Genomic DNA, 14,555 nt, shown 5'->3' on the forward strand with positions numbered 1-14,555 from the left:
CCCCGCCAATACTCGTTCCCACCGGCAGAGTATCGTCGCGACCAATCCCCAGGACTAAGCAGTGCTTCAATGTGATTTCTCAACCGGCACGTGCTGGCGTCCGGTCCCCTTGGCTGCCGCCGCGGTGGCTGATTCGCCGAAGCACAATCCTTCACTTGCCCTAGCGACCGAGAAGAGCATCAGCCAGTTATCTTCTTGCAGGGGACGGGTGTTAATCAATCAGGCCTGCTTCGGCACTACAGTACATCGCCGGTGCGGGCTTCTTGCCGCCCGGATCTTCCAAATCTGAAGCGTGATCCATCTGAACGCGCATGTGCAATATTTCACGAGCACACACCGCAAAAAACGTCGAAGAAATCCGAACGATTTAAAGTCTGTCTAGCAAGCGATTTGCGACCGAAAACCAGTCGCCAACATTGACCATTCCGCGGTCGATCCTACGATTAAGGCATCGGACCTAACGCAAACAGGGTTTGGTGGATTCATTGTTTTGTGATTCATTGCCTTGCCTTTATTCTCATCGACCCTCGCAACCGTCGGCCCGATCGCGGCCTCTTATCAGGCGTAGCGAATTCTTATATCCGGTCATTATGCCGTGTCGGCATTTATTAAAAGTTAAACCGACACACACAGGTTGATTGCATTGGTGCCGAGCGACGTCGCAAGACGTGTGTCCTAAGTTGGCGAACGATGTCCGTCGCGGAGATTCCTCCGTAGGCTGCCCGATGCGGGCGGTGGACGTCGACTTCGTATGCTGACTTAGGATCGCTTGGCCCGCATCAAGAGCCGTCGAGCTCACCAACAACACAACTGGAATCGCCGTCCCACTGGGGATCGCGACGCGGCAAGGAAGCAATCGACTTCTCGCTTGTGTTGAGGTGTACCATGGCTTCGGTCTCTTCAGATTTGCAACGCAACGAACGATCGACAACCTCCGATCCGCTCTTCGCGCTCCCTCCGCGCAAGCTTCAATACCCGACCTTCCCAGCTTGGGGTTTGTTGCACCGCGCGGCGGGGCTGATGCCCGATCGCGATGCGTGCATCTATTACGAGACCCGCTGGCAATACCGACAACTCAACCGCGATGCGATGCGGTTGGCGGCTGTCCTGCAAGACCTGGGAGTCCGCCCGGGGGACCGCGTTGGATTGCTGCTGCCCAACGTTCCCGAATACATCATCGCGGTCAACGGCATCTGGCGCGTCGGCGGTATCGCGGTTGCGATCAGCCCGTTGATGGTCTCCGAAGAGGTCGACAGCTTGTTGGCGGAAACCGATTGCCAGGTGGTGATCAGTTTAGACATGCTCTCGCATACACTCTGCGGATCGCACCGGCCCCGCAAAACATTGCTGGTGTCGGTGCGTCCGCAACTCGGACCGCTCGAACAGATCGGCTATCTATATATGCGGCACAGGCGGACGGGGCAGTGGTGGATGCCGGGCAACGACAGCGCCGCTTGGTTTTGGGATGAACTGAATCGCGCCGAACCTCTCTTCGATACCGCTCACTGCGATCCGGCGACCGACGCTGCCTATATCCTGCCAACGGGCGGGACAACCGGACAACCCAAAGCCGTCACGCTCAGCCACCGCAACTTGGTCGCCAACGCGTGGCAGCAATATTATTGGGCCGGTGCCCAAATCGGCCGTGAGCGGCTGACCGGCGTCCTCCCCTTCTTTCACAGCTACGGTTTGTCGACGACGGTGCTTGGCGGAGCGGCGATGATCGCCACGATCGTGTTGCACCATCGCTTCAACACGTATCGCACGATCGAGTTGATGCAGCGTCATCGCCCGACGGTCTTTCACGCGGTGCCAGCGATGCTGGTCGCGATGAACGAACAACTCCGCAAGCGCCCGGCGCGGCTGGATTCGATCAAGTGGGTGATCTCCGGCGGGGCGCCGCTGCCTCCAGAAGTCGCTAGCGAATTCGCCGAACACACCGGCGCGCTGGTTGTCGAGGGCTACGGATTGAGCGAGGCATCGCCGGTGACTCATGTCGGTCCGCTGAACGCCACCGCGAGGCACGGCACGATCGGGTTGCCGCTACCCGACACCGATGCCCGGATCGTCGATCCCGAGACTGGCACGATCGATTTGCCGCAGGGCGAGATCGGCGAATTGGTGGTCCGCGGACCGCAGGTGATGCTCGGCTATTGGAACGATCCGGTCGAGACTCAGCGAACGATCCGCGACGGGTGGCTGTTCACCGGCGATCTGGCTCGAATCCGCAACGATGGGCTGTTCGAAATCCAAGAGCGGAAAAAGGACCTGATCATCACGTCGGGATTTAACGTCTTTCCTCGCGAGGTGGAACGCAAGCTGCGCGGCTTCCCCGGCGTGCACGACGCCGCGGTCGTCGGTGTCCCCGACGCTCAGCGAGGCGAAACCGTCAAGGCGTTTCTCGTCATGGAGAAGGGAGCGCCGTGGGACGAAGCGGCGTTGGATGCGTATTGCAACGAACATCTTTCGGCGCACAAACGCCCCCGAATTTTTGAACGCTGCGAACACGACCTGCCTCGGAATTTCCTGGGCAAGGTGTTGCGTCGTCACTTGCGCGAAGGAGAGATGAAATGAACCAGTCGATGCAACCGATTGCGATCCTGGCCGGCCAACGCACACCGTTTGCCAAAGCCTACGGAGCGATGAACGATGTCTCGGCAGCGGCGTTGGGGCAAGCTGCTGTCACCGCTGCGTTGGCCAAAGCCAATCTGATCCCCGATCAGGTCGACGAGCTTGTGTTTGGCAACGTCGCTGGCCCCGCCGATTCGGCCAACATCGCTCGCGTCGTCTCATTAAAGGCGGGCATCCCCACCGATCGGATCGCCCACACCGTCAATCGCAACTGCGGATCGGGAATGGAATCGATTCTGTCGGGCTGGCAGATCGTTCGCGAAGCGAGAGCTCGCATCGTAGTCGCCGGCGGGACCGAGTCGATGTCGGGAATTCCGCTGTTGGTTCCTCCATCGGCTGCAAAGTTGTTGATGCAACTGAACCGCAGCAAGCGGATTGGGGCGAAACTGGCGATCCTTGCCAAACTGCGGCCAAAACATTTCAAACCGGTAGCGGGAGTCATGTTGGGGCTGACCGATCCGGTCAGCGGTCTGAATATGGGAGAGACCGCCGAGGTGTTGGCGAAAGAGTTTGCGATCAGCCGCGACGACCAAGACAGCTTCGCTTTGCAAAGTCATCAAAAAGCGGTGGCGGCGCGCGAGCAATGCTTCCTCTCCGGGGAGATCACGCCGATCGAAGTCGCGGGACGAACCGTCGAGAAAGACGATGGACCGCGAGCGAATCAATCGATTGAACAACTGCGAAAGCTGAAACCGATCTTCGATCCCGCCGGAACGGTGACCGCAGGAAACAGTTGCCCCTTAACCGACGGGGCGGCGGCGGTGGTCTTGGTCGACGCCGACGATGAACTGGCAAAATCGCAGCCTCCGCTGGGACGGATCACCGCCTACGCGATCGCCGGTTGCGATCCGCGGCGGATGGGGCTCGGTCCGGTTTACGCAACGGCAAAACTGTTAAACCAAACGGGGCTGACGCTCGCCGATTTCGATCTGTTCGAGATCAACGAAGCCTTCGCCGCTCAAGTGCTGGCCTGCTTGGCAGCGATGCAGTCGACCGCGTTTGCGCGGCAGGAACTCGGACTCAGCAGCCCGCTGGGCGAAATCCCGATCGACCGCTTAAACGTCCACGGTGGTGCGATCGCGTTGGGACATCCGGTCGGCACGACTGGCACGCGGATGGTGATCACTCTGTTGCGGTCGCTTCGCGAGCGGGGATTGCAACGTGGATTGGCGACGCTTTGTATCGGCGGCGGCCAAGGATTTGCAATGGTTGTGGAAACTTAGATCGTTCGCCGGGCGTTGCTTTCGACGCTTGCCGGACAAAGGGAGAAAACGCAATGAACACCGATTACAAAAACTTTCATGTGTACCGCGACGATCGCGATGTCGTCACCGTATGGATCCAGCACGCCACGCGATCGATCAACGTCTTCGACGACGACGTGATCTCCGAACTGTGGCAGATCGTCAGCGATCTCGAAGACGACAAAGTAGCCAAGCTGGTGATCTTTCGCAGCGCCCACGAGAGTGGCTTTATGGCGGGAGCGGACGTCGCAAAAATCGCCCAACTAACAGCCAGCGAGGTCGCCGAAGCGTTAGGGACCGGGCAAAGCTTGTTCACCCGAATCGCCAACTTGGAGATTCCTACCCTTGCCGTGATCGCGGGCCCATGCCTGGGCGGCGGCTTGGAATTTGCTCTCGCCTGTCGTTACCGAATTGCCCAGGACAGCGTCTCGACGCGACTGGGGTTGCCCGAGGTCCAGCTGGGCGTAATCCCCGGCTGGGGCGGAACGCAGCGGCTGCCGCAACGCGTCGGTTTGATCCAATCGCTGCCGATGATCCTGCAGGGCAAGAAACTGACGGCGAGCAAAGCGCTGCAGGTCGGGCTTGTCGACCGGATCGCCGACGAACCGAATTGGAAAAACTCTGTCGACCAGTTCGTCCGCGACCTGCTGCAGCGACCTCTACTCCTTCACCAACCAATTCACAAAAGCTTGCTCGCGCGGTTCCTGGATCACACCTCGATCGGCCGCCGGATCACACTGCACACCGCTCGCAATCGAACAGCGCGAGAAGCGGCTCACTATCCCGCGATCCCCGCAGCGATTCGCGCTATCGAAGCCGGGCTTCGACGCCGCGCCGACGGTTTCGCTACCGAGCGTCTGGAATTCAGCCGGCTGATCGAAACGCCCACCTGCCGCAATCTATTGGAACTGTTCTTCCGCCGCGAGCGAGCGCGGTCGCTCGCCACCTGGCGTTCCGCCAACAGTCATCCGTCGCCGGATCACCCGACCGCCGACCATTCGACGATTCACAAAGTAGGAATCGTCGGCGCGGGAGTGATGGGAGCCGGGATCGCCCAACTTGCGGCTTTAAAAAGGTATCACGTCGTGCTCAAAGAGGTCAGCGAAGAATTGGCAACGTCGGGGATGAAGCGGATCGAAGCACTGCTGACCGGCATGTCCGACAGTGGCCGCCTGCCCGCCGCCGACGCCCAAGCTGCGATGGGACGCGTGTCGGCGACCTGCGAATGGGGGCCGCTCGAGAGTGCCGATCTTGTGATCGAAGCTGTCGTCGAACGCGACGACGTCAAGGCGAAGGTATTTCGCGAGCTCAGCAAGGTCGTCGACCCGCACGGCTTGTTGACCTCCAATACCTCGTCGCTGTCGATCGCTCATATGGCCGACGCTTCGAATCGACCTCAACAGGTTGCCGGGCTGCACTTCTTCAATCCGGTTCATCGAATGGAATTGGTGGAAGTTGTTCGTGCGTCGGAGACCAGCGACGCGGTCATCGACGAACTGGTTCAGTTTGTCCGCTCGCTGGGCAAGACGCCGATCGTCACCACCGACACTCCCGGCTTTCTCGTCAATCGCATTCTGTTCCCCTACATCGGCGAAGCGATTCAGATGATTTGCGATGGCGTGGCGACCGAAACGATCGATCGCGAGGCGCGCAGATTTGGGATGCCGATGGGGCCGTTGGAGCTGTTGGACCAAGTTGGCCTCGACGTCGCCTACCATGTCTCCGGCGCGCTCGACTCGGTGCTCCGCGATAACGAACGCGTCGTCAAGCTGTTTGGCGAGATGGTGACGCGTGGTTGGATCGGCCGCAAAAGCGGACAAGGCTTCTATCGGTACGACGGCCAGCGACGCGCCGCTCCCACGCCGATGCAACCGATCATCGACGGCGTGCCAACGACGATGGTGCCTCACCTGGACATGGCACACGATGGCCTCAACGACGCGCAACGTCGGCTGATCTATCCGCTGATCAACGAATCGGTCAAGTGTTTGCAGCAACGTGTCGTTGCCGAGGCGTGGATGGTCGATCTGGCAATGGTCTTGGGAACCGGGTTTGCACCGTTTCGTGGCGGTCCGTTGAGCCTGGGCGAACAGATCGGATGGAAGACCGTCGCCCGAAACATGAAAGCCTTGGAGGTCATGTACGGAATTCGATTTGAACCTGCGACACGTTTGGACGAACTAGCCGCCACCGGCGGAACGTTGTTTGTCAACACGGAGGATCGTTCGGGATTTGGAACTCAGCGTCTGACACGGCACTGATTCCGCCCCCCCCTGTTTCTATTGTCGGCAGCGATCCAGATCGCCCTGCCGACAACCGAGTTTTGCTCGACTTGTTATTTGGAGGATCGATCGATGAGCCTTGGTATTCACAATAAAAGCTACGACGAACTGCTAGAAGAAATCGATCGCAAGGAGAACCTGTCGCGACTGGCGCAGGAGGTTCAATCCGATAACCACGCGGCACCTGCGGCGGAAACGGCAGCGGTATCCGATTCGCCAGAAAACGATCGCCCGCTGACTCAGCCGGACGCGGGATCTTCGTTTGCGGAAACCGCGCTCCGTTTGGGCGGCAAGAGCGACGACGAAGCCCGACGCACGGGAGTCCTCGATACGGCGGACGATCAGGTCGAAGCGCTCTTTGCACCGCAATACCAGACGTCCAACAGCCCGATCCATCAAAGCGTTTGGAAGCGGGATGTTCGCACCGATCTGTACTGCCTGCACGCAAGCGAGGTTCCAACGGCAGCCAGAAAGATCATGGATCGCTGCCTGGATGTCGTCCGATCCGCGATCGCCGATCGGACCATTTACGACGACCAGGGAAAAATCTCCGAAGCGACACTGGCGAGGCTCGGTGAGGCAGGATATTGGGGAATGCTTGTCGATCCGGCGTATGGCGGCAGCGGGTTGCGCTTCCAACACTTCGCCAAGTTCGTTACCAAGATGGCGACGATCGAACCGACGGTCGCAGGTCTCGCGTCGGTTCATGGTTGCATCGGTGCTGTCGATCCGCTGCGGACGTTTGGCGATCCAGCACAGAAGAAGCGGTTCCTGCCTGGGCTGGCCGATGGATCGCGATTGTCCGCGTTTGCTTTGACCGAACCGGGAGCGGGCAGCGACCTGACGGCGCTGCGAACGACGGCGGTTCTGGATGGCGACGCTTACGTCGTCAACGGCGAGAAGTTGTTCATCACCAACGCGATCCCTGGACGCACGATTGGACTGGTCTGCCGAATCGATGACCAACCGGCGGTGCTGATCGCGGAACTACCGCAACAGGAGGATGAACACTTTCAAATGAAGCGGTACGGTCTGTATGCACTCCGCCGTGCCCACAACAACGGCTTGGTCTTCCGCGACTTCCGCGTCCCCGCCGCGAACCTGCTGCGTCCCGCGACGGGCGACGGACTAACAATCGCTTACCACGGGCTGAACCTAGGCCGCGTTTCGTTGTGCGCCAACGCGGCTGGAACGATGCGGTCGATGTTGGCTAGCATGCTGCCATGGGCTGCCTACCGCTGCACCTACGGGCAATCGATCGACCGCCGCGAACTGGTTCAGCGACGAATTGGACACATGGCCGGGTTGATCGTCGGCTGCGACGCGCTTGTGCATTGGTGCAGTGGATTGATCGACATGGGCTATCGCGGCGAGATGGAGTGTATCGTCGCCAAGATCTTCGGCAGCGAAGCGTTGAAAGAGGCGGCGATCGAGTTGTACATGAAGACTCATGGCGGGCGATCGTTTCTGCATGGGCACACTTTCGGCGACAACGTCCACGAATTCCTAGCTCCCTGCATCTACGAAGGCGAGGGAGAGATGCTGGGGATGGCGTTCTTTAAATCGTTGGTCAAACAGCACGGCAAAGATTACTTCGAACCGATCGGGCGGGCCTTGCAAGCCGCCGGGATCAAACGCCCCAACCCTGCCAATCCGGTACACGCTTGGCAGTTGAAGGGCCCGTTGATGCGATACGCTCGCTGGTACATCGGACAGCGCCGGGCTGGACGAACTCTCGATACGCTCGACCAGATGCCACCGGAATTGCGACACCATGCCAGTTTCGCTCAGCAGTATCTTGCCGACGCATGTTTCGAAATCTCGGCAACGATGCGGACCTATCAACTGAAACTTGCGGACCGTCAGTGCGCGATGGCCGGACTTTCCCAACGGCTGCAGGACGCCGTCGTGATTCTGTGCACAAGCCTCTACGGATCGCAGCAGACCGATCCGATCAGCCACGCTGCCGCCGATGTGGTTTGCTGGCATTTGCGTCATCGCTTGCTGGGCACGCGGCCCGGTCCTGCCGACTTCCGCCGCGTGACCGAATTGGGCGAAGCGATAGCTGACGAGGGATGGTCGGAGATTTCGCAGATCGCCGAGGATCCGATCTTGATGCGGTACTAATCTGCAGCCCAATCCGCCGCGATAAAAGCTTGCCGCGGCAGGAAAAAACCTCTTCGCGGCGAGTTCCTGGGCACTCGACGAAAGCGATTCGGCGCTCTCGATCTGCGGCCCGCCGCGACCTGTTTGCTATCAAACCGTCACCGTCACGACCGGTTGGTTAGTGAAAATTCGGAAGGCGGAGATCCCTACCTACCGAAAAACATAATGGGAGTTACCCGTACAGAGCGAATAACCCAAGACAAGGAAAGACCATGCAGTTAAGAAATCGAACGGCGGTGTTGGCACTTGGCGGTGGCGGTGCTCGAGGTCTGGCTCATATCGGAGCGATCGAAGTCCTACGGTCGCTGGACCTGCGGATCGAACGCTACGTCGGTGTCAGCATCGGTTCGCTGGTCGGCGCGCTCTGTGCGATTGAACCCGACAGCGAAAAACTGCATGCGAAAGTAAACGACTACCTTCACAGCGAAGGCTTTCTGAAGATGCAGGCCAAGCTGTTTGCTGTCGCTCCTAAATCCGAAGCGAGTTCTAGTTCGGGAATCTTCTCTTGGTACGAGACGGTTAAGCAGTTCGTCGGCACCCGTCGGAAACTAATCCACATCCTCAGCCGCCCCTCGCTGCTGGCTCGCGACGTGATGCAGCACGTCGTTGAAGGGCTGTTGCCCGACGCGAATATCGAAGACTTGGATCAACCGCTGAACATCGTGACTGTCGACCTGCGAACGGGCAGTCCAGTCGTCCTCGACCGCGGCCCGCTTCGCGAAGCGGTAATCGCATCGACTGCGATCCCTGGAATTTTCCCCGCCGTCCCTTGGGACGACATGCTGTTGTGCGACATCGGCGTGCTCGATCCGGTTCCCTCGCGGATGGCGCAACGGTACGCCAGCGATCTCACGATCGCGATCGATGTCTGCGCGGGGATCAAACATAAACCGAAGGTCAAGAATGCCTTTGAGACTTTCATTCGGATGAACGAAATCGCGCAGGGCCTGATGCGTCAAACGGCGCACGAATCGGCCGACCTGATGATCCGCCCCGACGTCGCGCGGGTTCCGTGGTTCGATTTCACCGATTCGGAACTGTTGATCGGCGAGGGTCGCAAAGCGGCTCAGTCGATGATCCAGAAGATGTGGCAAAACGCAGCCTAGTGCCTCGGGTTCGGCTACGGTTCGGCGGCAGAAATTGAGCCGCCTTGCTGGATAGGGCAAATCGGCGAACAATGGTCGGAAAACCCAAAGACCGCTTCCATCGCATTGCTTTCAGGAATTCCGCCGGTGCCCCGTCAACAGCTTCGCACGCCCAGTACTTCAATCGATCTGTCGCAGCACTTTCGGATGGTCGATGCATTGCCGCAACAGGTAACCAGCCAGACGCTGTTCCAAAACGACGCGGGGCTGCAGATCGAAGTCGGTTCGGGCAAAGGGCTGTTCCTCTTAAACGCCTCGGGAGAGCAACCCGATCAAAATTTCTTAGGGATTGAGATCGCCCACAAGTACGCCAAACACGCGGCGACTAAACTGAAGAATGCCGGTCGCACCAACGCCATCATGGCTTCGGGAGACGCGTTGCCGATCTTCGAAAAACAGATCCCCGATGCTTCCTTGGCTGCGGTCCACGTCTATTTCCCCGATCCATGGTGGAAGAAGAAGCACAAGAAACGCCGAGTATTGAACGAACCTTTCCTGCGTAGTGCCAGTCGTACTTTGGCCCCGGGAGGACGGTTCTACTTCTGGACCGATGTGCTCGACTACTTCGAATCGACGCTCGAATTGATGGCGATGGTGGTGCCCGAACTTGGCCCGCCGCTGCCAGATGTCGTCTCTGAAGCGGAGCACGACCTCGATTACCGCACCCACTTTGAACGTCGCAGCCGAAAGAATGAAATACCGGTCTATCGGGTTCATTTTGACAAACCAGCGTAGCCCGATCGGCCCGATGACGGGTAAACACTGCAAAATTCAGTCCGTTTCGACTTGCCGCATTGCTTGCCAGGGGAATACAATGCAATCGCCTGACAAATTAACCACTTCCCTTTCCAACTAGAGGTTCTTGATGCCTATTCAATTATCCGAACGAGCTGCGGAGGAAGTAAAACGCTTTCGTACAGAGCATAACTTTGAAGACGCAATGTTTCTGCGAATCGGCGTTGCCGGGGGTGGATGCAGCGGATTTAACTATACCCTGAACTTTGACGACAATTTTGACGACAAAGCCGATTCGAAGTACGAATCGCACGGCGTTGCCGTGGTTGTCGACAAAAAGAGCGCTTTGTACCTGGACGGAACCACTGTCGATTGGTTCGAGAGCCTGGAAAAGCAAGGTTTTACTTTTGAGAACCCCAACGCGACCAAGTCCTGCGGTTGCGGTAGCTCCTTCCAAGCCTAGGTTCGTTCCGACGGCTGCTCGATCGGTGCGGGTGGCTGTCCAGATGCGATCTGAATGTTTATGATCCGCGTCCTGCATCGTTTGATGTGTGACGCGGTTTTTTCGTAGGTGGACAATGAACAAGATCCAGATTGTTGGTGTTGGTGACGACGGCGTCGAAGGTCTAACCAACCATGCCCGTGCCTTGATCGAAGCGGCGGACGTTTTAGTAGGTCCCGCCAACCTGCTTCCAAAGGTTGCGATCGGCCCTAGCGAGCGAATCGAATCGGGCAGCGACCTGCAGCGGCTCGGCGAAATGCTCAACGAGATGTCGTCGCGAAACGTTGTCCTGTTGGCCGGCGGCGATCCGCTTTTCTACGGAACCGCTCGCTTCCTTTGCGATTCGCTGGGCAAGGACCTATTCGAAGTCGTCCCGCACGTCAGCAGCATGCAACTGGCGTTCGCGCGAGTCAAAGAGAGCTGGGACGATGCCTATCTGACCAACCTCGCGACCCAGCCGTTGGACCGAGTGGTCGAGCGGATTCGCACGGCCGACCGCGTCGGCCTGTTCACGACCGAAGAGATCACTCCCGCGGCACTGGCCGCCGCTCTTTTGGATCGCCGCATCGACTACTTTAACGTCTACGTCTGCGAGAACCTCGGATCGCCCGACGAACGCGTCACCCAAGGCGATTTGAATTCGCTGCAAGGGCAGACCTTTGGACCGCTGAACGTGATGGTCTTGGTACGTCGGCAAGGCGTGGCCGATCGGCCGCAGCAGATGGAAGGCAAGCGGTTGTTCGGAAATCCGGACGACCAGTTCCTGCAATCGAAACCCAAACGCGGCCTGCTGACACCGATGGAGGTTCGTTGCATCGCGTTGGCGCTGATGGACCTTGGCCCCACCAGCATCGTCTGGGATGTCGGTGCGGGAAGCGGTTCGCTGGCGATCGAAGCGAGTCAGATTGTCACCGGCGGACAGGTCTACGCGATCGAAATGGACGCCGAAGACTTTGGCCTGATGACCGACAATGCCGAGCGATACGGGTGCAGCACGCTGATCCCAGTCCATGGTCAAGCGCCCGAAGCGCTCGCAGCACTCCCGGATCCCGACGTGATCTTTGTCGGCGGCACCGGCCGCGCGGTAGGCGAACTGGTCGACACGATCTTCGATCGACTGCGTCCAGGCGGGCGGTTTGTCGTGAACGTCGCCAGCCCCGACAACTTGGTCGGCGTCCAGGCGGCATTCCAACGTCGCAACATCGAACCGAGCGTTCGGATGGCGAACATCGCCCGCGGCAACTACCAATTGGATCGCCTACGATTCGAAGCGGTGAACCCATCGTTTCTGATCTGCGGCACCAAGCCGTAGCGAACCAGAGAAGAGATTGCGACGGTCAAGGTCGGCGGCATCGACAACAAGCGACAACTTTGTTGGCTTGTTGTAGGTTCTCGATGCAATCGTAACTTGCCCGATGCCAATATGCGCGTTAAAGTTTGACGTGTTGTTATTGCAACCTGTCAGCAATTCTCCTTCCCTGACGCTCGCATCTCTCGGAACGCCAAAGTATGGCAAGCCAACGGTTCACGAAACACTCCGGCGCCGTGCTTGGCGTAGCCGTTAACATGGCCGAAGTTTTGTCGGCCGATGCGATCTTAATTCTGCTGGATGGATCGACCGACTGGAAACGGTTGCGGTCGGAGACCAAAGAAACCAAAACACCAATTCTGGTTGCCGCCGACACCGCGGAAGACCTGGAAGGGGCGAGCGAATTTGGGCTCATCCCGTTGGTCCTGAACAAAGAAAAGGCGCCGTTGCTGGAACGCCTGCAGCACGCTTTGCTGGAAGCGGCGACCGACGAACTGATCCGCACCAACGGCGATGTGATCGCGATCTACAGCGGTTTCCAACAGGGACGGATGGATTCGATCAGCCACCTGCAGCTGGATGAACGGATGCGACGGCTGACCGTTCGCGATCTGCAACGGCTCGAAAGCAGCGTGCCACTGAAGACGATCAAGGCGGTTGTCGACCTGGCGGTTCAAATCGGCCGCGAGGGACGCGAAGGCAAAGCTGTCGGAACGCTGTTTGTCGTCGGACACTCCCGCCGCGTGATGGAACACTGCAACGACGGCGGACTGGATCCGTTTCGCGGTGCCAATCGCAAAGCCCGCAATCTGTACGATCGCCGCGTCCAAGAGGATGTCAAAGAGATCGCGCAGATGGACGGCGCTTTTGTCGTCAATTCCGACGGCAACATCGAACGCTCGCGACAGATGTTGGAAGTCGCTCACCAAGACCTGACGATGTCCAAAGGACTCGGCGCCAGGCACTGGGCTGCGGCGGCCATCTCCGCCAAAACCAAAGCCGTCGCCGTCGTGGTCAGCCAGTCGACCGGAACCGTTCGCTTGTACCAAAACGGCGAACTGGTGATGCGGATCGAACCGATGGACAAAGCGGTCAAGTGGCAGGAGTTCAATTACGAACCGCCCGCCCCGACCCCGGAAGCTTAGCCCTCGGCTGCGTTCCTGCAGCACTCTGTCCGGCCAGCCGCTCAGCCCAAGAGAAGCATGCCCACCGCCAACTCAAACCAACCGCTGGCGATCGTTTCGGCGTTTGGCAGCCGTGGCGACGTCAACCCGATGCTGGCTCTCGCCCGCGAACTCCACCGCCGCGGCTGGCGGATCCTGTTCCTGACGAGTGCGCCCTATCAAGCGCTCGCCGAAGCTGCCGGCTTCGATTCGCAATCGCTTGTCTCGCAAGAGGAGTTCGATGCGTTTATCACCAAGCCGGGATTGTGGCAACCGATTCAAGGGCTGCGCGTTGTCCTGGGCGAGACGGCGACGATGCTGCTGGAACCAACATTTGAGTTATTGCGGGACCGTGTCGAACCGGGCAACACGATCCTAGTGACTCATCCGTTGGACTTCGCGTCACGCATCTATCGCGATCTGCATCCGGACCTCCCGCTGATCGGAACCGTCCTGGCACCGATGGCGATTCGCACGCCGCGCGACCCGGCAAAACTGACAGGCTGGCCGTTTGAGATCAGCCGGCCGGCATGGCTTGTCGAAGCCTCCTACCATGCCGCCGACTGGTTATTCATTCGCAAGTGGTTGGGGCGACCGGTCAATCGCTTTCGCAAACATCAGGGTCTGCCGCCGATCGATCGCGTGTTGAAGTCGTGGTACCTATCGCCCGACCTCGTCTTGGGATTATTTCCCGACTGGTTTGCACCGCGTCCCGACCAACGGCCACCGCAGCTGCAATGCACGGGATTTCCATTGGAAGATGCCGCCGGAGAGATGGCGGCGGAGAACATCGCGGCGGTGCAAGCGATTCGCGATCAGCACGGCCAGCCACCGGTTGTCTTTGCTCCCGGAACGGCAAACCGCCAGGCAGCCGACTATTTCCAGATCGCGACCGATGTGTGCCAGGCGTTGGAGATTCCGGCGATCCTACAGACCGAGTTCCCCCAACAACTCCCTAAACGGTTACCACCTAACGTCGTCCATAAGTCCTACCTGCCGTTTCGCGCGTTGCTGCCGCACTGCCGCGCGATAGTTCACCACGGCGGGATCGGAACAACCTCCCAATCGCTGGCCGCTGGGACGCCGCAGTTGGTTGTCCCGATGGCGTTTGATCAGTTCGATAACGCTCGCCGCGTCGAGCGTTTGGGATGCGGCAAATCGTTGCTGCATCGCAAGTTATCGCAGCGGCGACTAACACAGCAACTGGCCGACCTGTTGGCCGATGATACGATCCGCACCCGATGCCGCGAACTTCGCGACCGCATGAAAACCAACGACACCGTCGGACAAAGCGTCGACGCGATCGAAAGACTAGCCATCGCCAAGGGCGTGTTGCCACATCCCACCGGTGACAATTAACAGGCCTGGACGCGCACCG

Annotated in this window: 10 protein-coding genes; all 10 read left to right on the forward strand. The window is 59.1% G+C overall.

What is annotated here, in order from left to right; all coding sequences use genetic code 11:
* Positions 1-885 precede the first annotated feature (885 nt).
* The 10 genes from CA51_RS17435 to CA51_RS17480 all read left to right on the forward strand — a co-directional run bounded on the left by CA51_RS17435 (position 886) and on the right by CA51_RS17480 (position 14,536).
* Positions 886-2,574 carry an AMP-binding protein gene (locus tag CA51_RS17435; protein ID WP_145122501.1) on the forward strand — a complete coding sequence of 563 codons (1,689 nt, stop codon included), beginning with the start codon at positions 886-888 and terminating at the stop codon, positions 2,572-2,574.
* On the forward strand, positions 2,571-3,854 hold the full coding sequence (locus CA51_RS17440; protein ID WP_231745756.1) for a thiolase family protein: 1,284 nt from the start codon (positions 2,571-2,573) through the stop codon (positions 3,852-3,854). The genes CA51_RS17435 and CA51_RS17440 overlap by 4 nt, the downstream gene beginning before the upstream one ends.
* A 53-nt stretch (positions 3,855-3,907) precedes the next feature.
* Positions 3,908-6,136 (forward strand): 3-hydroxyacyl-CoA dehydrogenase NAD-binding domain-containing protein, encoded by a 2,229-nt coding sequence (locus CA51_RS17445; RefSeq protein WP_145122502.1) that lies wholly within the window; start codon positions 3,908-3,910, stop codon positions 6,134-6,136.
* Between the two features lie 93 nt (positions 6,137-6,229).
* Positions 6,230-8,284, forward strand: coding sequence for an acyl-CoA dehydrogenase family protein (locus CA51_RS17450; protein WP_145122503.1), 2,055 nt, complete (start codon positions 6,230-6,232; stop codon positions 8,282-8,284).
* Between the two features lie 251 nt (positions 8,285-8,535).
* Positions 8,536-9,429 carry a patatin-like phospholipase family protein gene (locus CA51_RS17455; RefSeq protein ID WP_145122504.1) on the forward strand — a complete coding sequence of 298 codons (894 nt, stop codon included), beginning with the start codon at positions 8,536-8,538 and terminating at the stop codon, positions 9,427-9,429.
* A 126-nt stretch (positions 9,430-9,555) separates the two neighbouring features.
* A complete protein-coding gene (trmB, locus tag CA51_RS17460; protein ID WP_145122505.1) occupies positions 9,556-10,203 on the forward strand; it encodes a tRNA (guanosine(46)-N7)-methyltransferase TrmB in 648 nt (215 codons plus the stop codon).
* A gap of 130 nt (positions 10,204-10,333) precedes the next feature.
* The gene (locus CA51_RS17465) at positions 10,334-10,666 is read left to right on the forward strand and encodes a HesB/IscA family protein (protein ID WP_145122506.1); all 333 of its coding nucleotides are present in this window, start codon (positions 10,334-10,336) and stop codon (positions 10,664-10,666) included.
* 115 nt (positions 10,667-10,781) lie between these two features.
* Positions 10,782-12,017, forward strand: coding sequence for a precorrin-6y C5,15-methyltransferase (decarboxylating) subunit CbiE (cbiE, locus tag CA51_RS17470; protein WP_145122507.1), 1,236 nt, complete (start codon positions 10,782-10,784; stop codon positions 12,015-12,017).
* Positions 12,018-12,214: 197 nt separating this feature from the next.
* On the forward strand, positions 12,215-13,159 hold the full coding sequence (locus CA51_RS17475) for a DNA integrity scanning protein DisA nucleotide-binding domain protein (protein ID WP_145122508.1): 945 nt from the start codon (positions 12,215-12,217) through the stop codon (positions 13,157-13,159).
* Between the two features lie 57 nt (positions 13,160-13,216).
* Positions 13,217-14,536, forward strand: a complete 1,320-nt coding sequence (locus CA51_RS17480; protein WP_145122509.1) for a glycosyltransferase — start codon at positions 13,217-13,219, stop codon at positions 14,534-14,536.
* Positions 14,537-14,555 lie beyond the last annotated feature (19 nt).

This window comes from Rosistilla oblonga, assembly GCF_007751715.1.
GTDB classification, from domain to species: Bacteria; Planctomycetota; Planctomycetia; order Pirellulales; family Pirellulaceae; genus Rosistilla; species Rosistilla oblonga.

What these genes read in the sequence shown, in the direction of transcription:
- CA51_RS17435 (WP_145122501.1), top strand. Translation starts at nt 886, where the DNA reads ATGGCTTCGGTCTCTTCAGATTTGCAACGCAACGAACGATCGACAACC.
- CA51_RS17440 (WP_231745756.1), top strand. Translation starts at nt 2,571, where the DNA reads ATGAACCAGTCGATGCAACCGATTGCGATCCTGGCCGGCCAACGCACA.
- CA51_RS17445 (WP_145122502.1), top strand. Translation starts at nt 3,908, where the DNA reads ATGAACACCGATTACAAAAACTTTCATGTGTACCGCGACGATCGCGAT.
- CA51_RS17450 (WP_145122503.1), top strand. Translation starts at nt 6,230, where the DNA reads ATGAGCCTTGGTATTCACAATAAAAGCTACGACGAACTGCTAGAAGAA.
- CA51_RS17455 (WP_145122504.1), top strand. Translation starts at nt 8,536, where the DNA reads ATGCAGTTAAGAAATCGAACGGCGGTGTTGGCACTTGGCGGTGGCGGT.
- CA51_RS17465 (WP_145122506.1), top strand. Translation starts at nt 10,334, where the DNA reads ATGCCTATTCAATTATCCGAACGAGCTGCGGAGGAAGTAAAACGCTTT.
- cbiE (WP_145122507.1), top strand. Translation starts at nt 10,782, where the DNA reads ATGAACAAGATCCAGATTGTTGGTGTTGGTGACGACGGCGTCGAAGGT.
- CA51_RS17475 (WP_145122508.1), top strand. Translation starts at nt 12,215, where the DNA reads ATGGCAAGCCAACGGTTCACGAAACACTCCGGCGCCGTGCTTGGCGTA.
- CA51_RS17480 (WP_145122509.1), top strand. Translation starts at nt 13,217, where the DNA reads ATGCCCACCGCCAACTCAAACCAACCGCTGGCGATCGTTTCGGCGTTT.